The sequence below is a fragment of the Acidimangrovimonas sediminis genome (assembly GCF_002871005.1).
In the GTDB taxonomy this organism is placed as follows: domain Bacteria; phylum Pseudomonadota; class Alphaproteobacteria; order Rhodobacterales; family Rhodobacteraceae; genus Acidimangrovimonas; species Acidimangrovimonas sediminis.
In genome coordinates this window covers 1-19,929 of record NZ_PHSN01000051.1, presented here as the reverse complement: position 1 = coordinate 19,929, position 19,929 = coordinate 1, and the positions used below count along the sequence as shown (strand labels likewise).

General features: G+C 66.7%; 22 protein-coding genes and 1 pseudogene. 4 read left to right on the top strand and 19 right to left on the bottom strand.

The annotated features are described in order from the left end of the window. Positions 1–45 precede the first annotated feature (45 nt). The 17 genes and pseudogenes from CVV76_RS23875 to CVV76_RS23795 form a co-directional block, all read right to left on the bottom strand. Entirely contained in the window at positions 46–231 is a 186-nt protein-coding gene (locus CVV76_RS23875) for a hypothetical protein (protein ID WP_102227190.1), read from the bottom strand. Between the two features lie 191 nt (positions 232–422). After that, on the bottom strand, positions 423–716 hold the full coding sequence (locus CVV76_RS23870; protein ID WP_102227189.1) for a CcdB family protein: 294 nt from the start codon (positions 714–716) through the stop codon (positions 423–425). A gap of 12 nt (positions 717–728) precedes the next feature. Then, positions 729–950 (bottom strand): type II toxin-antitoxin system CcdA family antitoxin, encoded by a 222-nt coding sequence (locus CVV76_RS23865; RefSeq protein ID WP_102227188.1) that lies wholly within the window; start codon positions 948–950, stop codon positions 729–731. Positions 951–1,623: 673 nt separating this feature from the next. Next, positions 1,624–2,274: an aspartate/glutamate racemase family protein gene (locus CVV76_RS23855; protein ID WP_102227187.1), complete on the bottom strand. Its 651-nt coding sequence runs from the start codon at positions 2,272–2,274 to the stop codon at positions 1,624–1,626. Further along, complete coding sequence (gene hydA / locus CVV76_RS23850; RefSeq protein WP_102227186.1) at positions 2,271–3,749, bottom strand: dihydropyrimidinase; 1,479 nt, start codon at positions 3,747–3,749, stop codon at positions 2,271–2,273. The genes CVV76_RS23855 and hydA overlap by 4 nt, the downstream gene beginning before the upstream one ends. A gap of 44 nt (positions 3,750–3,793) precedes the next feature. Then, positions 3,794–5,167, bottom strand: coding sequence for an amidohydrolase family protein (locus tag CVV76_RS23845; RefSeq protein ID WP_102227185.1), 1,374 nt, complete (start codon positions 5,165–5,167; stop codon positions 3,794–3,796). A 68-nt stretch (positions 5,168–5,235) separates the two neighbouring features. Further along, positions 5,236–6,042, bottom strand: coding sequence for an ABC transporter substrate-binding protein (locus tag CVV76_RS23840; protein ID WP_102227184.1), 807 nt, complete (start codon positions 6,040–6,042; stop codon positions 5,236–5,238). A 38-nt stretch (positions 6,043–6,080) separates the two neighbouring features. Beyond that, positions 6,081–6,962 carry a polysaccharide deacetylase family protein gene (locus tag CVV76_RS23835; protein WP_102227183.1) on the bottom strand — a complete coding sequence of 294 codons (882 nt, stop codon included), beginning with the start codon at positions 6,960–6,962 and terminating at the stop codon, positions 6,081–6,083. Continuing rightward, positions 6,949–7,794, bottom strand: a complete 846-nt coding sequence (locus tag CVV76_RS23830) for an ABC transporter substrate-binding protein (RefSeq protein WP_102227182.1) — start codon at positions 7,792–7,794, stop codon at positions 6,949–6,951. The genes CVV76_RS23835 and CVV76_RS23830 overlap by 14 nt, the downstream gene beginning before the upstream one ends. A 77-nt stretch (positions 7,795–7,871) precedes the next feature. After that, positions 7,872–8,639 carry an amino acid ABC transporter ATP-binding protein gene (locus CVV76_RS23825; RefSeq protein WP_102227181.1) on the bottom strand — a complete coding sequence of 256 codons (768 nt, stop codon included), beginning with the start codon at positions 8,637–8,639 and terminating at the stop codon, positions 7,872–7,874. Continuing rightward, positions 8,636–9,508, bottom strand: a complete 873-nt coding sequence (locus CVV76_RS23820; RefSeq protein ID WP_102227180.1) for an amino acid ABC transporter permease — start codon at positions 9,506–9,508, stop codon at positions 8,636–8,638. Before CVV76_RS23820 ends, CVV76_RS23825 begins: the two co-directional genes overlap by 4 nt. Then, the gene (locus CVV76_RS23815) at positions 9,505–10,326 is read right to left on the bottom strand and encodes an ABC transporter substrate-binding protein (protein ID WP_102227179.1); all 822 of its coding nucleotides are present in this window, start codon (positions 10,324–10,326) and stop codon (positions 9,505–9,507) included. The genes CVV76_RS23820 and CVV76_RS23815 overlap by 4 nt, the downstream gene beginning before the upstream one ends. Before the next feature lie 58 nt (positions 10,327–10,384). Continuing rightward, positions 10,385–11,326 (bottom strand): N-carbamoyl-D-amino-acid hydrolase, encoded by a 942-nt coding sequence (locus CVV76_RS23810; RefSeq protein WP_199178702.1) that lies wholly within the window; start codon positions 11,324–11,326, stop codon positions 10,385–10,387. Positions 11,327–11,365: 39 nt separating this feature from the next. After that, a complete protein-coding gene (locus CVV76_RS23805) occupies positions 11,366–12,127 on the bottom strand; it encodes a DUF1028 domain-containing protein (RefSeq protein WP_102227178.1) in 762 nt (253 codons plus the stop codon). Positions 12,128–12,220: 93 nt separating this feature from the next. Beyond that, a complete protein-coding gene (locus CVV76_RS23800; protein ID WP_233193140.1) occupies positions 12,221–13,132 on the bottom strand; it encodes a LysR substrate-binding domain-containing protein in 912 nt (303 codons plus the stop codon). A gap of 65 nt (positions 13,133–13,197) precedes the next feature. Further along, a pseudogene (locus CVV76_RS25735) lies at positions 13,198–13,321 on the bottom strand (IS481 family transposase); the annotation flags it as partial. A gap of 373 nt (positions 13,322–13,694) precedes the next feature. After that, positions 13,695–14,264: a YSC84-related protein gene (locus tag CVV76_RS23795; RefSeq protein ID WP_102227176.1), complete on the bottom strand. Its 570-nt coding sequence runs from the start codon at positions 14,262–14,264 to the stop codon at positions 13,695–13,697. 299 nt (positions 14,265–14,563) lie between these two features. Between CVV76_RS23795 and CVV76_RS23790 the strand changes: the two genes are divergently transcribed. The 3 genes from CVV76_RS23790 (at position 14,564) to ligD (ending at position 16,539) form a co-directional block, all read left to right on the top strand. Then, on the top strand, positions 14,564–14,905 hold the full coding sequence (locus CVV76_RS23790) for a DUF883 family protein (RefSeq protein WP_102227175.1): 342 nt from the start codon (positions 14,564–14,566) through the stop codon (positions 14,903–14,905). Positions 14,906–14,908: 3 nt separating this feature from the next. Further along, positions 14,909–15,313, top strand: a complete 405-nt coding sequence (locus CVV76_RS23785; protein WP_102227174.1) for a hypothetical protein — start codon at positions 14,909–14,911, stop codon at positions 15,311–15,313. A gap of 317 nt (positions 15,314–15,630) precedes the next feature. After that, positions 15,631–16,539: a non-homologous end-joining DNA ligase gene (gene ligD / locus CVV76_RS23780; RefSeq protein WP_102227173.1), complete on the top strand. Its 909-nt coding sequence runs from the start codon at positions 15,631–15,633 to the stop codon at positions 16,537–16,539. A 54-nt stretch (positions 16,540–16,593) separates the two neighbouring features. Here ligD and CVV76_RS23775 read toward each other — a convergent pair whose 3' ends face one another. Beyond that, positions 16,594–17,991 carry an alpha,alpha-trehalose-phosphate synthase (UDP-forming) gene (locus CVV76_RS23775; RefSeq protein WP_102227172.1) on the bottom strand — a complete coding sequence of 466 codons (1,398 nt, stop codon included), beginning with the start codon at positions 17,989–17,991 and terminating at the stop codon, positions 16,594–16,596. Positions 17,992–18,349: 358 nt separating this feature from the next. On the opposite strand from CVV76_RS23775, the gene CVV76_RS23770 reads away from it, so the two are divergent. Further along, positions 18,350–18,775: a hypothetical protein gene (locus CVV76_RS23770; RefSeq protein WP_146010383.1), complete on the top strand. Its 426-nt coding sequence runs from the start codon at positions 18,350–18,352 to the stop codon at positions 18,773–18,775. A gap of 31 nt (positions 18,776–18,806) precedes the next feature. On the opposite strand, the gene CVV76_RS23765 is transcribed toward CVV76_RS23770, so the two are convergent. Beyond that, positions 18,807–19,544: a Crp/Fnr family transcriptional regulator gene (locus CVV76_RS23765; protein WP_233193138.1), complete on the bottom strand. Its 738-nt coding sequence runs from the start codon at positions 19,542–19,544 to the stop codon at positions 18,807–18,809. Between the last annotated feature and the right edge of the window lie 385 nt (positions 19,545–19,929).

The following is a 19,929-nucleotide window of genomic DNA, read 5'->3' as shown; positions in this document are numbered from 1 at the left end:
CCAGACGGGACCAGGGTGATCGACCGCTTGACAGCCACGCCCCGATTACAGAAGCAGCTCGTCCCGCGCGACACGACCCTCCAGCGCCCGTTCGTCAGTTCCCGCAACCGCCCCCGCAGCACCGTGCACGCAGTATTCCGAGGCCAGTGTCAACTCGGTGCGCTCGCCCTTCACGGCTTCCAACGCCACGCGAGCCTTGAAGCCCTCGTCATGGTTCCTGCGTTTCGACATGGTCTGATCTCTTTGTTCTTGGAGACCAGCGGACGGCAGATCGTAGCTTCCATCACTGTCAGATTCTCAGGGAGGCGCTCAATGTTCGACAACGGCGCATTATCGAACATAGCAGCTTATTCCCGAAGAATTGCACCGCGTTCCGATCCCACCGCTGAAATTCGGCGCTTCGTGCAGCCGTCGTGCGGCACTCAAACCCCGTCGATCAGGATATCCAAAGCTCGTTTGAGGGCGTCCCTGTGATCGGCGAGCGTTCCGACACGCTCCTTCAAAGCCGAACCGGGGACCGCGGCGAGTTCCTGCACCCGGACGATCCAGACTTCGCCCTCGACCTCCACCACGGGGGTCAGGCCGGGCAGCACGGCATAGCGCCCGCTCTCGCGCAGGGGGGCGACGATGCGCGACGCCTCGATCCCGATCAGGTCGGTCTGAAGGTCGACGACAAGTTGGCCGCCCTGAAGGCGGTAGAGGTCGAACTGTGCCATACCGGATGTTCTTCAGAACGTCCTGAAGCGGGACAGCGCGAGTCCCTCGGCCTCGACTTCCGCGGTGTAGCGGTCGATCGCCTGGTGGTTCTCCTCGCGCCAGCGGCGGTTGCGTTCCGTCCTGGCTGCCTCGACGATCGCCGCTTCTGCAAGGCGCGACATGTTGAGGCCGAGCGTCCGCGCCGTCTCCGCGACGTCTGCATCCAGCGTCAGGTTGACCTTGACTCTTCCCATAATGACCTCCCGCAAGATACGTATGATATGGGAGTATAGGAAAGACACCTCGGCCTCGCAAGCCATGCCGGATGATCTGGGCCTATCTTCGCTCGTCGCCGGGCCCGGCACGCTTGGCCGGCTGGTCGAGACGACACGCCGCTGCCGACGCGGCACCCTTCGATGACATCCTGAAAGCCTGTGCCGCGGACCGGGCGCATGTCGCCCGTCGGTGCCGCAGCGAAGGCGCCGGGCCCCTGCCCCCCTCCCCGAGATGATCGGGCGTTGCCGTGCCGATCCGGCCACCCCCACGGGACGGGCCACGACGGCGAAGGCGCTTGCCGACCTCCATCGCGCGTTGCTGCGGATGGCCGAGAACGAAGAGCTTTGCCGGCGGTTCATGACGATCCCTGGCGTCGCGCCGGTGACCGCGCTTGCCCTCAAGGCGACGGCCGCCGCCCCCGGTTCCGACGATCGAATGCGATCGGAGCGCACCTCGGGCCGACATCCCCGACAATATCAGCCCGGCGAGAGGGATTGAGCGATCGGCCGGAAGCTTTCACCCGAACGGATCGCGAGACGCGATAAGGCCGGCGTCGACATCGCACCCATGGAACCGACCCTTCAATACCCCGTGCAGGATGCAGGCCGAAGTTCCGGGCGGTGTCGCCTGCACCTTCCGGGCGAGGTTGGCTCAGCCCGCCAGCACCCGGCCGAGGGCCATGCCCATCGCCGCCTGCACCGGGTCGATCACCTCGACGCCCAGCGCCTCCTGCAACGGCTGCCGGTGACGCACCATCCCGGCGCATCCGAGGATCAGCACGTCCGCGCCGTCGCCGATCAACTCCCGGCCCACCTCGGCCATTCGGTCGAACACCGCGCCGCCCTTCGTGGTGTCGGCGACCGAGAGGTTCAGCGGCCGCTCCCCCGCCAACCGGTCGATGAGGCCCATCCTCCGCATGTAGCGCCGGTGCCGCGCGACCGAGGCCTGGCCGATGGCGATCACGCCGAAGCGCTCTCCCCGCGTCAGCGCGGTCAGGACGGAGCATTCCTGAATGCCGTAGACCGGCGCGGAGGTCGCCTCGCGGCAGGCGTCGATGCCGGGATCGGAATAGCACGCCAGCACCACCGCCGCGGCGTCCTGGCGGCTTTTCACCAGCCGGGCAAGCGGCAGGATCACGCTGTCGGAATCGCGCTGGCTTTCGATGCCGAAGGGGCCTTCGGCCAGCGTCAGGCACTCGATCTCCGGCCCACCTTGCAAGCGGTAGGCTTCCAGCATCCGGTCAAGGCCCGCGGTCACCTCGGGGTTGGAGTTCGGGTTGATGACGAGGATCGGGCCGCTCATGGCAGGATCCTCGCGCCGAAATTGCGCGCGGGGTCGGTCTCGGCCGGGCCGCTGGGGCCGAGGCCCGCGCCGGGCAGGCCGGTCAGGTCCACCGGCTTGCGGCGCAGGAACTCGCCGTCGCCGGGGCTTGCGCGCAATTCGCCGTTCTCGACGATGCGGCGGCCGCGGGTCAGCACGGTCACCGGCCAGCCGGTCAGCTCCTGCCCCTCGAACGGGGTGTAATCCATCGCGTCATGCTGGTCGGCGGCGGTCACGGTGCGGGTCTCCTCCGGGTCCCAGATCGCGATATCGGCATCCGAGCCGACAGCGATGGTACCCTTGCGCGGCATCAACCCGAAGGTCCGCGCCGCGTTGGTCGCGGTCAGCGCCACGAAGTCGTGCAGGCTGATCCGCCCCCGCCGCACCCCTTCCGAAAAGAGCAGCGGCAGCCGCAGCGCCAGCCCGGGCATGCCGTTCGCGATCTGCTTGAAGCTGGCGCTTTCGCCCGCCATCAGCTTGCCGCTTTCGTCGTAGCGGTAGGGCGCGTGGTCCGAGGACACCGCGACGAAGGTCCCCGACTGGACGTGGCGCCAGAGGACCTCCTGCGTGGCAGTGTCGCGCACCGGTGGGCTGCACATGAACTTGGCCCCCTCCATCCCCGGACGGTCCAGATCGTCGCGGGTCAGGAACAGGTATTGCGGGCAGGTCTCGGCAAAGACCTTGGCGCCCTCGTGCCGGGCGCGGCGCACGATCTCGGCCCCCTCGGGCGTCGAGACATGGACGATGAAAAGCGCGGCATCGACCAGCCGGGCAAGGCTGATCGCGCGGTTGATCGCCTCGGCCTCGGCCAGCGCGGGGTGCGAGATGGCGTGATAGCGCGGCGCCGTGTGCCCGCCTTCCAGAAGGCGCGCCGACATCCACTTGATCATGTCGTTGTTCTCGGCATGGACCATGGTGATCGCGCCGTGGGCACGGGCCAAGCTGAGGATGTCGAGGAACTGGCCGTCGCCGATCTTCATCAGGTCGTAGGTCATGAAGACCTTGAACGAGGTGACGCCGCGTTCGAACGCCACCGGAAGCTCGGCCACGACCGCCTCGGTCGGGTCCGAGACGATCAGGTGGTAGGAATAGTCGATCACCGACTTCGCGCCCGCCCGGCTGTCGTAGAGGTCGAGCGTTTCCTTGATCCCCATGCCGCGCTGCTGGGCGGCGAAGGGGACGAAGCTGCTGTTGCCCCCGAAAGCGGCCGAGACGGAGCCGGTATAATAATCGTCCGCCGTCATGATGCCGGAGGAGGATTCCTGCGCGATGTGGCAATGCGTCTCCACCCCGCCGGGCAGGACGAGGCGCCCGGTCGCGTCGATCTCGTCCTCGGCCCTGGGAAGGCCCTCCGCGATGGCGGCAATACGGCCCCCGCGGATGCCGATGTCGGCGGTGTAATCGTCGGTCGCGGTGACGATGCGCCCGCCGCGGATCACCAGATCGTAGCTGTCCATGTGTCGCGCTCCCTCTGTCGTTGTGGAGTGTCGTTGCGGGCGGCTCAGCCCTCGAAGGCGGCCCTTGCCTCGGGCAGGTCCCAGATACGGCCGATCGCCGCGGCACCGGCGCGGGTGATCTCCGCCTCGCAGGCCCCGATGTAGCGGCCGCCGGCGATCCGGGTTTCGCCGTCCACGATGACCTCGTCCACATTGGCGCGGTTGGCAAGGGCGATCAGCGTGCGCTCGGGGTCGTGGAAGGGTTGCAGATGCGGATGGCCCATGTCGATCACCGACAGATCGGCGCGCATCCCCGGCGCGATGGCGCCCAGATCGGGGCGTTTGATCGCCGCCGCCGCGCGATGCGTCACCGCGTCGATCAGCGCGGCGGAGCCCGCCACATCGGCACGGCCCGCCGTGATCTTCGAGATCATCGAAGCGGCGTTCAGCTCTCCCAACAGGTCCATGTTGTAGCCGTCGGTGCCCACGAGGGTGTTGAGGCCCGCCGCCTCGAACCGGCCGAAGGCCGCGGTCATCCCACCGCGGGCAAAGACGCGCGGACAGTTCAGCACGGTCGTGCCGCGCGCCGCCATCAGCTTCAGGTCGTCGTCGGAACTGGCGATGCAATGCGCGGCCAGCAGATCGTCGGACAGAAGCCCCAGCCAGTCGAGGTATTCCGCCGGGCTGCGGCCATCGTGGCGGGCACGGATCACGTCGACCTCGCGCTGACTCTGGGCCAGGTGTGTGGTGATTGGCACGCCCAGCTCGCGCGCCCGGGCGGCACAGGCACGCAAGAGGTCCGGGCTGCAGGTGTCGGTGGCGTGCGGGCTCATCGCAAGCCGGATCCGGTCGTTGGCGGCCCCTTCCCACTTGGCATGCAGCGTGTTCCAAGTGGCCAGGTCGGCTGCGTCGTCCGAGCCCTGATAGGTCACCGTGCCGTCCGCGCCCGCCTTGGCGTCGGCGGTCGAGAAGAGGTAGGGCGCGCCGTAGAACCGCAGGCCCATCTCGGCGGCGGCATCGAACATCTCGGGCAGGCCGTTGCGGAACGGCTCCATCACCGTGGTCGCCCCGCCCTTCAGAAGTTGCAGGATGCCCAGCCGGGCGATCGCCATGCGCTCCTCGGCGCTCAGGATCTCCAGCCCGCTCCGGGTCAGCGGCAGAAGCACGGTGTAGACGATGCTCTGGTTGTTCTTGCGGCCGTTTCCGTCCTCGGTATGGCTGCGGGCGACGGCCTCGGAAAAGCAGTGGTTGTGCAGGTTCATCAGCCCCGGCAGGACGAAGCGCCCGGGCTGGTCGGAAACCTCGTCGGCCTCGGGCCGGGTGGCGGTCACGGCGGCGATGCGGTCGCCTTCGATCAGCACCCAGCGGTCGCGTTCGATCCGCCGGACGCCGCCCTGGCGGGTCAGCACGTGAGAGCCGAAAATCGCGCGTGTCGTCATCGTCGTCTTCCTTCTGTCCGTCCCGCCCGCGCGAGGAAAACCCCGAGGCGGGACGGAGATCGCGGGGGTTACTGCCCCTGGTTGATGGTGGCCTTGGCGACCGCGCTGGTCGCGGGCAGGCCGTGGTTGGCCAGCAGCTTGGCATAGCTGCCGTCGTCGATCATCGCCTGCAGCGCGGTCTTCAGCGACTGGGCCAGCTTGGTGTCGTCCTTGCCCAGACCGATGCCCATCACCGTGTTGTCGAAGGGCGCGCCGACGGTCGCGAACTGACCCTTGGCCTGCGACCGGATGTAGGGGATGGTCAGGCTGTCCTGCGCCATCGCGTCCACCCGCCCCTCGGTCACGTCGCGCCGCGCGTCGATCGAGTTCTCGGCGCCGAAGACCTTGATCGCGGGCTTGCCCGCAGCCTCGCAATGCGCCTTGCTCCACTCCGCGATCTGGTTCGGCGCGTTGGTGCCACGGCTGGCCGCGACCGTCTTGCCGCAAAGATCGGTCATCACCTTGTACTGGCCCGCCTGCTTGGCGCTGACCATGAACTGGGTGCCCGATTGCAGGTAATCGACGAAGCTGATCACTTCGCGCCGCTTGGCGGTGTCGTTCATGCCGTTGAGGAACAGGTCGATCCGCCCGGTCTGCACCGAGGTCACGAATTGCGAAAAGCTGGTTTCCTGCAGCTTGAACGTCACCCCCATGCGCTTGGCCAGCGCCGCCTCGAGCGCGACGTCGAACCCGCCCAGCTTGCCGGTTGCCGGATCCTTGACGTCAAGCGGCGGGTACGAGGGGTAGATGCCCACGGTCAGGGTCGTGGGGGCGGCGTGAACCTGCGCCGCGGCGGCAATGGCAAGCGTGGCCACGAGGGCTGAGGATCTGAACATGAGGGGGTGTCTCCGTGTTGGGCAAATGGGGGCGGCAGTCAGGCTGCCGCTTCGTGTTTCAGGAAATTGGCCGCGATCTCTTCGCCGGTGGCGATCCACAGATCGGGGCAGGATTGCGCATAGATCAGGAATTCGCGCAGCAGGCGCAGGCGCATCGGACGGCCCGAACATTGCGGGTGGAGTACCGTCGTGACCATGCCGCCCCAGTCGCGGGTCTCGTCCAGCTCGTCCTTCCAGATCGACAGGACATGCTCCTTCGGAAAGATCGACCGCGGGCTGAAGCGGGCAGACAGGCCCAGCATCCAGTCGTCGTAGCTGGCCGTCACCGGCAGCTCGATCGGCCCTGGGTGGCCGTTCTCAAGCCGGTGGCGATAGGGGCGCACGTCGTCGCGGAAGGACGAGGTATAGACGATCCCCCGCTCGGTCAGCAGCTGCCGCAGCTCGGGGCAGAACTCGCCCGAGGGTGCGCGATAGCCCTTGGGCACCACTCCCAGCACGCGTTTCAGCGCCTCAAGGCCCATGTCGACCTCTTCCACCAGCCGGGTCGAACCGGGATCGGGCAGCAGGTGGTGATAGCCGTGGTGACCGACCTCGTGGCCTGCGGCCAGGATCGCCTCGCACATCGCGGGATGGGCGTCGAGCGTCCAGCCGGTGATGAAGAACGTGGCCTTCAGCCCGAGCTGGTCCAGAAGCTCCAGCAGCTTCGGCGTGCCCACCCGGGCCTCGAACCCGCCAAAGCTCATGGTCACCAGGCGGTTGAAATTCTCGGGGTCCTTGGCCGTCCAGGCGGATTCCGCATCGACGTCGAACGACAGGAACATCGCTGCGCCATGGTCACCGGGCCAGGGGTAGTCAGGCGCCGGCGCCGCAAGGTTGGCCGCGCGGCGCGGCAGGTCGTCCAGGGACTCAATCTTCGCCATTGATATGTGCCTTCTTCACGCCGCTCTCAGTGAGGTGCCATTTGTCCAGAAGCTTGCCGTAGCTGCCATCGGCGATCAGCGCATCCAGCGCGCCGGCCACCGCCTTCTGAAACCCGGTCTCCTCCATCGGCAGGGCAAGGCCCGTGTACTGGTAGGAGATCGGCTTGCCGATCGGGTGGAAGGTGCCGGGCGTCTGCTGCATCACGTAGGGCAGCGTCTCGTTGCCCTGCACGGCCACGTCGATGCGGTGCTGTTTCAGCTGGTTGCGCGCATCGGCCGAGCCCTCGGTCCCGACAAAGGTGACCGGGTTACCGGCGCAATGCCCATCGCTCCACGCCGCGATTTCCTTGGGATAGGAGGTGCGGCGGCTGGCGCCCACCTTCTTGCCGCAGACGGCCGAGACGTCGGGGTATTGCGCGGCATCCTCGGCCCGGACAAAGAACTGCGGGCCGCTTTTCAGATAGTCGATGAAGGTCGCGGTATCATGGCGGGTGGGCAGATCGCTCATCCCCGACATGATGCCGTCGATCCGCCCGGTCTTGAGGGCCGACAGCATCTCGCTGAACGAGGTTTCCTCCCACTTCACCTTGACGCCCAGCTTTCCGGCGATCGCCGACGCAAGGTCGACATCGAACCCTTCAAGCGCGTTGGTCGCGGGGTCGCGGAACTCCATCGGCGGATAGTTCGGCGCGATGGCAAGGCGCAGCGTGCCGCTGTCGGCAACCGCCTTGGGCAGATCCGCGGCGAGGCTGGCACCGGCGCCAAGCATGACGACGGCAAGACCGGCCGCCAGAGAGGTGGAGAGACGAGTGGAGAGAAGGCGTTTCTTCATGGAAGTCTCCTGTGAATTGGCATCCTTGGGGGCGGCCCGGCCGCAGAAAACCGGATTTTGAAGGCCGGGCCGCGCGATCACTTCAGCACCTTGGACAGGAAGGTGCGGGTGCGTTCCTCCTTGGGCGCGGCCAGAACCTCCCGGGGCGCGCCGGCCTCGACGATGCGGCCGGCATCCATGTAGACCACGGTGTCGGCCACCTCGCGCGCAAAGCCCAGCTCATGCGTGACGACCATCATCGTCATGCCGGTCTCGGCCAGCCCGCGCATTACCGCCAGAACCTCGCCCACCAGCTCGGGGTCGAGCGCCGAGGTGGGTTCGTCGAACAGCATCAGCTTGGGGCGCATGGCCAGCGCGCGGGCGATTGCCACGCGCTGCTGCTGGCCGCCCGACAGCTCGGACGGGTAGTTGCCCGCCTTGTCGGCCAGCCCCACCCGCTCCAAGAGGGCCATCGCTTCGGCGCGGACCTCGCGCCCGGGGCGGCGCTGCACCTGGACCGGCCCCTCGACGATGTTCTGAAGCGCGGTCATGTGCGGGAACAGGTTGAAGCGCTGGAACACCATGCCGGTGGCCAGCCGCTGGCGCGACACCGCGCGCTCGGTCAGGCGGTGCAGGCGATCGCCGCGCTTGGCCTTGCCCAGCAATTCCCCGTCCAGCCAGATCGCGCCGGAATCGATGGTGTTGAGCTGGTTGACGCAGCGCAGCAGCGTGGTCTTGCCCGACCCAGAGGCTCCGATCAGGCAGGTGACCTCGCCCGGCATGACATCCATCGACACGCCGTCGAGGGCCTGGAACGTGCCGAAGGTCTTGGCGACGTTGCGGATTGCGACCATCGGGCGGGTCATGCGCCGGGCCTCGCCGTGCCGCGCGAAAAGTGCCGTTCAAGCAGCATCTGGAACGGCGTCAGGATCGACACGACCAGAAGGTACCAGAACCCCGCGACGATCAGCAGTTCGATCACCCGCGAGTTCGCGTAATAGATGTTTTCGGCGTTGTGCAGCACCTCGGGGTACTGGATCACGCTGGCGAGCGAGGTCATCTTGATCATCCCGATGAATTCATTGCCCAGCGGCGGAAGGACCACCTTCATCGCCTGCGGCAGCACGATCCGGCGCAGCGCGTGCAGGCGGCTCATGCCGATGGCGCGGGCGGCGTCATGCTGGCCCGCATCGACCGAGATGATGCCGGCGCGGATCACCTCGGAGGTATAGGCCCCCTGGTTCAGCCCCAGCCCCAGCAGCGCCGAGACGAAGGGGGTCATGATGACCACGGCCTTGCCGGTCCAGATCCCCGGAATGCCCATGACCGGGAACACCAGCGCGATGTTGAACCACAGAAGCAGCTGCAGGATCAGCGGCGTGCCGCGGAACAGCCAGGCATAGCCCGCGGCGACCGAGATCAGCACCGGGTTCGACGACAGGCGCATGATCGCCACGACGATGCCCAGCACGATCCCCACCGCCATCGCCAGCACCGCCATGAGGACGGTGTTCCAGATTCCCGACAGGATCACCGGAACGGTCAGAAAATGCGCGACGACATCCCAGGCGATCTGCCCCTTCGCGAAGGCCCGCACCAGATAGGCAAGGGCAATCACGATCAGCACCGCGGCAAGCCAGCGCCCCCAATGGAGGCGCCGGGCCACCGGCAGTCCGGCCAGGTCGGAAAAGCCTGGCTCCAACCTGCCCGGTTCCGAATGGCCGGGCCCGCTCATTGCGTCGCCGCGTTCAGCATGGGCTTGGCGACGGCGCTGTCCTGAAGACCGTACTTGGTCAGGATCTTGCCGTAGGTGCCGTCCTTGATCAGACCGTCAAGCGCCTCGGTCACGACCTCGCGCAGCTGGGTCGATTTCTTCGGGAAGGCGATGCCGTAATAGCCGATGGAAAACGCCTTGCCGATGCCGCGGAAGGTATCCGGGGTCTGCTGCATGACGTAGGGCACGGTGGTGCTGCCCTGCACCACGGCGTCGACACGGCCCTGCTGCATCGCCTGGCGGGCGTAGATGCTGTTCTCGGCCGGGACGTATTCGATCGCGGGCTTGCCCTTGGCTTCGCAGTTCGCCTTGCTCCACGCCGCGATCTCGGCCGGGTAGGAGGTGCTGCGCGTCGTGCTCACCTTCTTGCCACACAGCTCCTCGGGCGACTTGATGTCGCTCTTGGCCATGACCATGAACTGCGGCCCGCTTTCGAGGTAATCGACGAAATCCAGCGTCTTGCGGCGCGACTCCCGGTCCGAGAAGCCCGAGATCACGAAATCCGACCGCCCGGTGTCGAGCGAGGGGATCAGCTGGGCAAAGGCGGTGTTCGTCCACTCGATCTTCAGGCCCAGCTTGTCGGCGATCGCGTTGGCGAGGTCGATGTCGAGGCCCTTGAGCTTGTTGGTGTCGGGATCGACGTATTCGAACGGCGCGTAGGTGCCGTTCACCGTCAGGTGCAGGGTCTTGCTGCTGGCGATATCCGCCGGCAGGTCGGCGGCCTGCGCGGCGCCGGCAATGAGCCCGAGAAAGGCCGTGGTGAGAAGTGCGGTTTTCATTCTTCCATTTCCCTGTTGTCGGTTTCTTGGTTTCGGTTCCGTGAGTGGGGTCTTGTGGTCAATCCGGCTCCACCACGCCGGCACGTTCGGTCATGGCGCGGTAATGTTCGGGTCGGCGGTGCGCGCCAAGGTCGAACATCTTGCCCTTGCCCTGACGGCAGAGGTCGAGATCGCAATCGGCGATGATCACCTCGTCGTCTCTGGTCGTGGCCTCGGCGACGATCAACCCGTTCGGATCGACGATGCAGGACCCGCCGATCAGGCCCGACCCGTCCTCGTCGCCCGCCTTGGCGACGGCCACGGCCCAGGTCGCGTTCATGTAGGCGTTGGCCTGCGCCACCAGCTTGGAATGGAAGGTGCGCAGCCCCTCGTCCTCGGTGTTGCCGCCGTTCGGATCGTAGGCGGCCGAGTTGTAGCCGACGCAGACCAGCTCCACCCCCTGCAGCCCCAGCATGCGCCAGGATTCGGGCCAGCGCCGATCGTTGCAGATCATCATGCCCAGGATCGCGCCCTGCCATTCCGGCCCCGCGCGGAACGCCGGAAAGCCGAGGTCGCCATATTCGAAATAGCGTTTCTCAAGCTGCTGGAACCGCTGGCCGGGCTTCGGCTCGACCGAGCCGGGCAGGTGCACCTTGCGGTAGCGGCCCAGGACCGAACCGTCCGGCGCCACGATCATCGAACAGTTGAACCGCTTCCCCTCGGGCGATTTCTCGGCGTAGCCCACGTAGAAGCCCACCCCAAGCTCACGCGCGCGGTCGAAGAGCGGCTGCACCTGGGCGTTGGGCATGCCGTCCTCGAAATAGCCGTCCAGCTCCTCCTCGGTCAGCAGCCAGCGCGGGAAGAAGGTGGTAAAGGCCAGCTCGGGAAACACCACAAGCGTGGCCCCGTCCGCCGCGGCGGCCTCGAGAAGGGCGATCATCCGGTCCAGCGTCTGGCGCCGCGTGTCGGCTTTTTGGGTGGGGCCCATCTGGGCGCCGGCAAGGCGGAGAAGCCGTGTCATGTCAGGTATGCGTTCCTTGTTGTCGTTGCGCCGTCCCGCTCAGGGAGCGACGGTCCAGCTGTCGGGGTGCTGCGCGGCGGTGAAGCGCTGGCCGAGGCCACGTTCGGCGATCCGTTCGAGGCTGGCCTCGAACAGCGCGCGCTGCACCGGCACCGTGTCGGGGATGAGGGCCACGCGGCGGAGCGCCTCGCGCCGGTCGCCATAGGCCTCGTGCAGGGCGCGCAGATCGGCGACGGCGCAGGCGGCCGAGATGTCGACCCGCAGGTCGCAGGCGTCGATGCCGTGATCGCCGGTGACGCGCAGCGCGGCCGACCGCAGCGGGCCCAGGATCTCGCCGCCCGCGTCGCGCCCGGCCTCGAGCGCGCGCATCAGGCGTTCGGCCAGCGGCTGACCCGCAGCGGCGGCGAACCCGGTGGCCATCGCGGCGGGCACCTCTTCATTGGCAAGGATATTGCCGAGGGCGAGGCAGTCGGGCGCCGTCGCATGGGCATAGATCGAATACATCCGCCGGCCGTGGAACGCCGCCGCCCGGCCCGCGCCGTCCAGCGCGCCCAGTTGGCGCCACTCGATCTCGGGGCTGGCGCGCGACACCTCGGTGATCGCGGCCTCCGCGGTCATGCCCTGGGTCAGCAGCGAGATCCCGAGGTCACCCAGCCGGCTGTCGGTGCGGTGCTGCGACAGGAAGGCGCCGCGCCCATGCGCCAGCCGCACGCAGCGCCCCCCGACGGCAAGGTCGGAGGTGGTGATCGCCGCCCCGAAGGCGCCGGTCTCGGCGCATCTCGCGATGATCGAAAAGGTCATGTCTTTGCCGCCCCGTGCTGGTCCTGACACCCAGCCAACCACGGCACGACGACATTTCTAAATTACAAATCAGCGTTAGTGAATAACGTCAACTTATACATTCGCGTCGAACTCGGCGCTGTGCTGGGCGACGAACTCGGTAAAGAAGGTCTGGAATTTCAGCGCGATGTTCGTCGTCGGGAAGAGGTTCGAGGTGACGGCATGCACGGTGATCGGCAGCTTCGGTTCGGTCGGCCGGATCGCGATGTCGGCGCGGGCCCGCCCGATCAGCGCGAAATTGTCGACCAGCGCCACGCCAAGGCCCGCCGCCGCCATCTCCAGCGCCGTGGAGGTATGGCGCACCTCGAAGAAATAGCGCCGCTCCAGCCCCGCATCCGAGAACACCCGGTCGACCGTCTGCCCCAGCGGCGTGCCCGGCGCATAGGAGATGTGGCGCACGTGGTTGAGGTCGGTCACCCGGACCCGCGGCGACAGCGTCACCTCGTGATCCACGGGCGAGACGCACATCAGCCGCCCCTCGGCCACGGGCCGCACCGTCAGCGCCGGATGCCGGGGCCGGGTGATCGACAGACCCAGCTCAGCCTGACCCGAGATCAGCCGGGCAACGATTTCGTCGACCGACCCCAGTTCCACCGACACTTTCAGCTTGGGCCGGTCGCGCAGGAATTCGGCCAGCACGCGGGGCAGGATGCCGTAGCCGATCGACGGCGTGGCCACCAGGTTCAGCCGCCCTATGGTGCCCCCGCGCAGCTCGCGGATCACCGCGTCGACGCGCTTGTGCTGGACAAAGAGGTGCTGCGCCTCCTGCGCGATGTGCAGGGCCTCCTGCGTCGGCTCCAGCCGCCCCCGCTCGCGCACGAAAAGCGGAAAGCCGATCAGGGTTTCCATGTGGCGGATCATGTTGCTGACGGCGGGCTGGCTGACGGTCAGCACCTCTGCCGCGCCGGCGGTGGTGCCGACCTCGATCACCGTGCAGAGCACCTCGAGTTGGCGCGCGCTGATCATGCCGGTCAATCCAATCTTATTTCGTCGTTCGCCGTGGAATACAATTTTATTCCCACCGTTGGCGAGCTGTTCCATCCGGGCATCCGGTGGACCGGGCCAATGATGAATCCGTCCGGTTCTGAAGTCCAGATTTTGCAGGTGTCTTCTGGGGGCATAAGGGCCGCTGCGGGCCTTGAGCCTGCGGCCGGAGTGGCACGTGGCCATGAAACAGGCGTGTACCGGGCCGCTCATGATTGTCGTGGTCGCAGCACTTCATGGCGCCGCTTGATGGTGCGGTTCATCCGCTCGACCCGGCCGTTGGTCGAGGGGTGGGTGATCGGGCTTCGCCAGCCGGGGCAGTGGTGTCCTTGAGGGTGTACGGGTCACCTGCAACACCGGCATTGCAGATGTTCGCGCGTACCCTTTGCCCCATGGCGTCGCGATTGCTCCCGCCTGAACGCGTCTTTCCAAGATGCGCCCGTCGAAATTTCCACGTCGGCGGCGTCAGGGCGGGCGGCCTCGGGAACAGACGTGGGGACGCCAGTGAAGGCGGCCCCGCGCCCATCGGCCAGATGGGAGGCGCTCAGCTGTTGTCCTTCCAGATCTTCAACGCGCTGACCTTGGCCCCGCCATTGAGCCCTGCGCTGTCAAAGACATAGACCCGGGGTTTGCCGGTTTCCGCGTTCGCGGTGGCGTTGGCCCGGACCACGGTGATCCCCGCCCCCGCGCCGACGTGCCATTCGCCGCCCTGGCGAATTTTGCTGACGGACTTCTTGGTCGGGAAGACATAGACTTGGCTGGCCTGCTTCGCGCCGAGCTGGAACCCGACGGAGGCCTTGCCGACGTCGTAGTAGCCCTGGATCTTCCCGTTCTCGATCAGCGCGCCCGCGCCGCCGCTGCCGCCGATGCCAAGGTCGACGGTCGTCACGTCGGGGAACACCAGCACGGCGGCCGAATTGCTGGCCACGGACTTGCAGGAAGTGTCGAGCGTCGCGCAATGCTGCAGCGCGCTCTCCACCCGCGCGTCAAGCTTGGGACGCGCCTTGAGACCCTGCGCGTGGGTCATCGCGAGCGCCGGCGAGGCGCCGAGCGCGAGCACGCCCATCAGTGTGGCTGCGGCACCGGCGGTGAGGGGGCGGATACGGGTCGTCATAAGCTATCTCCTTGTGAACGGACACAAAAAGAACGCCCCGCTACGCTTGGCGTTCCTGATCGGATCAGTCACACAAACGCACGAGGTCGTGCGGCGGCGGCCCCGAAGCCCCGGTCCGGCCAGGCTTGCCGGCGGGGCCGCGCGCGCAACAGGCGGGTATGCTCCTATCGGCGCCCTCTGGCGACCAAGCCCTGCGCCGAAACGATCACGCGAAGGGGAAAGCGGAGAACCGGCCATTTCCGGAACTGTCCCGAACAGGGAACGTTTTCAAAGCGTGGCCTGACCCACGGAGACCCCTCATGGACGACGTTTTCACCGGCACCCGGAAGAAAGCCCGCGACTTCTCCGACAAGAAGACGCACGATTTCGAATCTGAATTGGAAACGCTGCGCAGCGATCTGAGCGGCGTGATCGACATGGTATCGCGACTTGGCCGCGACGAGGGGCACTTCGGCGCGCGGGCGGGCGAGGTGCTGGACGAGGCCATCCGCGCCGGAAGGAAAGCCAGAGATTCGGCCCGTACGGAGGCACGGGGGGTCGAGGCGCGGCTGCTTTCGGAGATTGAGGCGCACCCGTGGCGGGCGGTCGGGGTCGCGGCGCTTGGCGGGATCGCACTCGGCTGGTTCATCGGTCGGAAATAGGCGATGCGGAAGCTCTTCTTTCTCCTGTTCGCAACGATCGGCGAGGAACTCGCGGGAACCAGGCGAAGAATCGTCGTCGAGGGCCTCCTGACGGCCCTGCTCGGCGTGTTCCTTGTTTGCGCGTCGGGGTTCGGTCTGGCGTTGCTGGCAATCGCCGCGATCAAGGCCTTTGGTACGATGGTGGCGCTTGGCCTGTTTGTCGCCGGCTTCCTCATGCTGGCCCTGTTCGCGCTTGGCGGCCTCTGGCTTGCACGGCGGCGGGCGCGCAGGCGGGCGCTCCTGTTGCGTATGCAGCGGCAGGAAGTGATCCGATACGCCGAGCTGCATGCGATCGGCGTCGCGGCAGAGGCGGCCGGCTTTGTCAGAGGCTTCGCCGCGACGCTCGCGCGCGGGGGACGCCGGATCTGAGCGCGGTCGCCAGCGTCAGGGCGACAGGCGCGGCCGCCCCTTCGCCTCGCTCTTCGGGGCCGCGGGGCTTCAGGGGCGTGCCTAGCTCGGCACGATCGGGACCGGCTTCGATGAAGGCACGATGGAACGCCTCGCAGGCCCTCGCCCGCATGACCACGCCGGGAAAGGCGCCTGAGGGCAAGGCCCGGGTAGCGCCGAAAGTGGTGGCAGAGGTACGATACGCCGAGATGACCGTGCAGGCTGACTGCGCCAAGCGGGCTTCCTTGGCCTGACCAACGACAAGCCGGCGCACAGTTTGCAGATCAGGGGGGGACCGGATGGCCGATGGGAACGTGACGATCGCGGGGATCCGGATCAGCCACCCCGACCGGGAGGTCTATCCCGACACCGGCATCCGCAAGCGCGATGTCGCGACCTATTGCAAAAGGATGGCCGGGCCGATCCTGGAAACCGCGGCGAACCGCCCGCTCTCGCTCGTCCGCCTGCCCGAGGGGATGGAGGGCCAGCGGTTCTTTCAGAAGCACGCGGGCGCGGGGTTCCCCGAAGTCATCCGGCGGATGGAGATCGAGGAGAGCGACGGGGAGACCGCGGACTACATGTACGTGACCGACGCCGCGGGCCTCGTCGGCGCGGTGCAGATGGGAACGCTGGAATTCCACATCTGGGGCGCGCGGCGCGACCGTCTGGACCGTCCCGAACGGATGATCTTCGACCTCGACCCCGGCGAGGGGCTGGATTTCGCCGAAGTCACCTCTGCCGCCCGCGACCTGCGCGACCTGCTCGCGGATCTCGGCCTTGGCGCGTGGCCGCTGGTGACCGGCGGCAAGGGCGTGCATGTCGTCGTTCCCCTGCGGCGGACCGTGGGCTGGGACGCGGTCACCCTTTACGCCCGCGTCCTCTCGAAGCATCTGGCCGACACGCAACCCGGGCGGTTCACGGCGACCATGTCCAAGGCGCACCGTGCGGGGCGCATCTTCATCGACTGGCTGCGCAACGAGCGCGGCGCCACTGCGATCGCGCCCTTTTCCCCCCGGGCGCGGCCCGGGGCGCCGGTGGCCGTTCCCGTGGGCTGGGACGAGCTTGCCACGCTGTCCGCGGCGAATGTCTTCGGCCTTGCGAAGGCGGAGGAGCGTGGCTGGAACGACGTCGCGATCCCGAAACCGCAATCGCTTGCGCAGAAGCACATCGACGCGCTCGACGCCCTGGTTGCGGCGGACAAGCCCTGAACGCGCCTGTCGGACCGGGCCGGGTCCTGCCCCTGTGCGGCCCCACGCCCGACCTCAGCCAACGGGGGCAGACCATCCCCGCATGACCGGACGCCCGCTTCCGGCTTTCAAGGGCACCGTCGAAAGCGCCTCGAGGAATTGCGACGTCCATGTCGAAATGCGCGTGCGCTCCACCACGGCAAGGCAGGATTCGTTGCGGCGGATCCGCTCTGCCAGAGGCATCTTCAACGCGGTGTCGATGGCGCGGGCGCAATCGTCGATGTTGTAGGGATTGACCAGCAGGGCATCCTGCATCTCCTCCGCCACCCCGGCCAGCCGCGACAGCACCAGGACGCCCGGATCCGCCCGATCCTGCGCCGCCACGTATTCCTTGGCCACAAGGTTCATCCCGTCGGCCAGAGAGGTCACCAGCCCCACGCGCGCCATCCGGAACAGGGGCGCCAACTGCTCTCGCGGGACAGGGCGGTGAATATAGCGGATGGGTGTCCAGTCCAGCTCGGCATGCTTTCCGTTCACCATGCCCGAAATCTCCTCGAGCTCGGCGCGGATCTGGCGATAGGCCTCCACCTGCTCCCGCGTCGGCGGGGCGATCTGCAGGAGCGTCGGCCGGCGATCGCCCGCGTAAGTGTCGAGATAGGCCTCGAAGGCGCGGAAACGGTTTGGCAGGCCCTTTGTATAGTCGAGACGGTCGACACCGATGATCAGATCCTCGGGCTCGGACCGTCCGAACGGGTTCTTCGCCTTCCGCTCTGCCAGGGCACGGAACGCCTCGACCTCGATGCCGATCGGAAAGGAGCGGACCGAGACCACGCCACCGTCGAACTTGACCGCGCCGTTGTGCAGAAACTCGGCCCGCGGATCGGCACGGAACATCTCGAGGCAGCGCGCGGTGTCGGCCTGGGTCTGAAGGCCGACCAAGGTATAAGCCGCCAGCCATGCGGCGAAGGCATCCGGGTCGGGAAGCACGGACAGATCGCCCTGCGCGGGAAAGGGAATGTGAAGGAAGAAACCGATCCGGTTGGTCACGCCCAGGGCGCGCAGTTCCTGCGCCAGCGGGAGCAGGTGGTAATCATGCATCCAGATCGTGTCACCCGGCTCGACGATCTTCGCGATCATCGCGGCCCGGCGCGCATTCAGCCGCAGGTAGCCCTCGGCATAGGTCGACCCCAGCTCGATCAGGTCGGCACGGCGATGAAACAGCGGCCAGAGCACAGAATTGGAAAAGCCGAGGTAGTAATCGCGGTACTCGGCCTCGCTCAGCCGGAACGCCAGACGGCGGTAGGCTCCGTGGCCGATCTCGAAGAGGTCGCGCTCTTCGCCCGCGTCGGGGTGAGAGCCGACCCAGACTCCGCCGCGGTCGGACAGGGCCTCGTGCAGCGCGACCACCAGCCCGCCCGAAGACGGCTCCTCGGTCGGGATGCGGTTCGAGACGACGATCAATCTGCCGGACATGTGGCCTACCTCTTGACGGCCCAATCGCCCCGCTTCCGGCCACACGGTCGGGAACGGTCGCCGTCGGGCGACTGTTGAGCGCTTTCCAGGGCACGGGCGACGCGGGATGCGCGCCTTCCAAGCCCTGCGGCGCAGGATGTTCAGATTGTTCGTTCCGCCCATTTGCGGAACATCAGATCAACTTTCGAAGAACCTGGGAGTTCCGGGTTCGTGCAAAACTAATCTAAAATCAAGTTGATTGATCTCATGTCGCACTTTCCATTGATCCCGTGTCTTCGTGAACAGAAGGCATCCGATCGCCGCACGATGGCCCTCGCGATCTGTTAGGATGCTCCCGTCATGACGGCTCGGGGGCGCGATGAGCAGGTTACTCAAGAATTTCCGCGTCAGCGTGAAGGACAACACGTCAGCCTACGGATACTCGATCGCCATAACGGGGATCACGTCGATGATGACGGCGACGGGCGGCAAGGCCACCCCGGCGGATCTGTTCGCCGGCGCGGCGGGCGCGGTCTGCGCTTACATACTCGTCGAACTCGCGGCGCTTCTGCTGCGCCGGCAATCGCCGCGGGACGACGGGGAAAGGACGCGGCTTCTCGCGCGCATGCTCAACCTCGTCTCCGTGGGGGCGGCCCTTGCGGTGGCCTATCTGATCGGGCGGCTCATGTCGGGCTGGTCGGCGTGGTTGACTGCGGGCTTCGTCGGCACGGCCGCATTCGTCCTCCTCGAAGGGATCGAGCTCTACATCGCCGACGAGGTCACCTCGTCCGAAGACGGAGACTAGCCACAGACACCCCCCGGGCCGCAGGCGGGCACTACAGGTCGTGGTAAAGATAGGCCGGGTCGAACGCGCCCGTTTCGTGAAGGCGCGCCTTGTCCAGAACCGCGACCTGCCCGCGCGAGATTTCCAGAATCCCCTCCTCGCGCAGCTTCCGGACCACGCGATTCATGTGGATCGGCGTCGTCCCGCAGGCGTCGGCCAGCTCGGCCTGGGTGAACGGAAAGGCAAAGCTTTCCTGCTGGGTGATCCCCACGGCCTGAAGGCGCGCAAGGACCTCCGCGATGAGATGCGAGAGGCAGCCGTCGGCCGACAGCGTTTCCAGCTTGAGAATCCATTCGCGGTGGATCGCCGCGTCGAGAAGCGACGCGAACCAGAGCATGCGCGAAAGTTTCGGTTCCCGCGCCAGGATGGCGTCCAGGTCGGAATGCGCCATGTACCCGACCTTGGCCACGCCGAAGGTCACGAGGTCATGGTCGATCCGCCGCAGGGCATAGCCATGAAGATCCACGAAGTCTCCGGGCACATGCAACGACACGATGTGGCGGCTGCCGTTGCGCGAGATCACGCGCGCGGCGAACCCCTCGATGAGGATCGTGCTCTGTTGCGCCATCTCGCCCCGCGACAGGATCACCTGCCCATGGCCAAGTTGCTGCACATCCCCGATCAGGTTCTCGAGGATGTCCTTTTCAGCTTCACTCAAAGCTGACCGCATCCGTCCCTTCAGAAAGCGGAAGGTCTTAGGGTGGCGCTCCGAGACCATGTTCTGTGCCATCTCCCAATATCGTGAAAATCGCGGTCATCGCGCGCGGAGATGGCCGAAGGCACCACAGGCTGTGCGTGCCGTTCTGTGCTTAACAAGTGTTAAGTTCACCCGGGTACAAGGGGGATAAGTGGTTCGGGAGAACCGAAAACGCTCGTAATTGACGCCAGACCTCATCTGAGGTTAGCTACATTAACGTCAGATTGCCTTTGCTGACATTGATTGTACCATCGTTCCCGTTGGGTTCCATGGGTCACTTTCACCCCAGAACGGCCTGCCGAGCCGACGGAACGACCCGAAATGTCCGATCTCTACAATGTGCTTTCGCACGCCCCCGAACATGGCGGATAGCGCCGCGTCGCGTGACCCTTCGCTCTACATCGTGGGTATTGGGGCG

Coding starts and splice junctions, on each gene's coding strand:
- CVV76_RS23790 (WP_102227175.1), top strand. CDS start 14,564: ATGGACGACGTTTTCACCGGCACCCGGAAGAAAGCCCGCGACTTCTCC.
- CVV76_RS23840 (WP_102227184.1), bottom strand. CDS start 6,042: ATGTTCAGATCCTCAGCCCTCGTGGCCACGCTTGCCATTGCCGCCGCG.
- CVV76_RS23800 (WP_233193140.1), bottom strand. CDS start 13,132: ATGATCAGCGCGCGCCAACTCGAGGTGCTCTGCACGGTGATCGAGGTC.
- CVV76_RS23775 (WP_102227172.1), bottom strand. CDS start 17,991: ATGTCCGGCAGATTGATCGTCGTCTCGAACCGCATCCCGACCGAGGAG.
- CVV76_RS23795 (WP_102227176.1), bottom strand. CDS start 14,264: ATGACGACCCGTATCCGCCCCCTCACCGCCGGTGCCGCAGCCACACTG.
- ligD (WP_102227173.1), top strand. CDS start 15,631: ATGGCCGATGGGAACGTGACGATCGCGGGGATCCGGATCAGCCACCCC.
- CVV76_RS23855 (WP_102227187.1), bottom strand. CDS start 2,274: ATGAGCGGCCCGATCCTCGTCATCAACCCGAACTCCAACCCCGAGGTG.
- CVV76_RS23785 (WP_102227174.1), top strand. CDS start 14,909: ATGCGGAAGCTCTTCTTTCTCCTGTTCGCAACGATCGGCGAGGAACTC.
- CVV76_RS23820 (WP_102227180.1), bottom strand. CDS start 9,508: ATGAGCGGGCCCGGCCATTCGGAACCGGGCAGGTTGGAGCCAGGCTTT.
- CVV76_RS23810 (WP_199178702.1), bottom strand. CDS start 11,326: ATGACACGGCTTCTCCGCCTTGCCGGCGCCCAGATGGGCCCCACCCAA.
- CVV76_RS23875 (WP_102227190.1), bottom strand. CDS start 231: ATGTCGAAACGCAGGAACCATGACGAGGGCTTCAAGGCTCGCGTGGCG.
- CVV76_RS23815 (WP_102227179.1), bottom strand. CDS start 10,326: ATGAAAACCGCACTTCTCACCACGGCCTTTCTCGGGCTCATTGCCGGC.
- CVV76_RS23770 (WP_146010383.1), top strand. CDS start 18,350: ATGAGCAGGTTACTCAAGAATTTCCGCGTCAGCGTGAAGGACAACACG.
- CVV76_RS23830 (WP_102227182.1), bottom strand. CDS start 7,794: ATGAAGAAACGCCTTCTCTCCACTCGTCTCTCCACCTCTCTGGCGGCC.
- CVV76_RS23835 (WP_102227183.1), bottom strand. CDS start 6,962: ATGGCGAAGATTGAGTCCCTGGACGACCTGCCGCGCCGCGCGGCCAAC.
- CVV76_RS23865 (WP_102227188.1), bottom strand. CDS start 950: ATGGGAAGAGTCAAGGTCAACCTGACGCTGGATGCAGACGTCGCGGAG.
- CVV76_RS23765 (WP_233193138.1), bottom strand. CDS start 19,544: ATGGCACAGAACATGGTCTCGGAGCGCCACCCTAAGACCTTCCGCTTT.
- CVV76_RS23845 (WP_102227185.1), bottom strand. CDS start 5,167: ATGACGACACGCGCGATTTTCGGCTCTCACGTGCTGACCCGCCAGGGC.
- CVV76_RS23805 (WP_102227178.1), bottom strand. CDS start 12,127: ATGACCTTTTCGATCATCGCGAGATGCGCCGAGACCGGCGCCTTCGGG.
- hydA (WP_102227186.1), bottom strand. CDS start 3,749: ATGGACAGCTACGATCTGGTGATCCGCGGCGGGCGCATCGTCACCGCG.
- CVV76_RS23825 (WP_102227181.1), bottom strand. CDS start 8,639: ATGACCCGCCCGATGGTCGCAATCCGCAACGTCGCCAAGACCTTCGGC.
- CVV76_RS23870 (WP_102227189.1), bottom strand. CDS start 716: ATGGCACAGTTCGACCTCTACCGCCTTCAGGGCGGCCAACTTGTCGTC.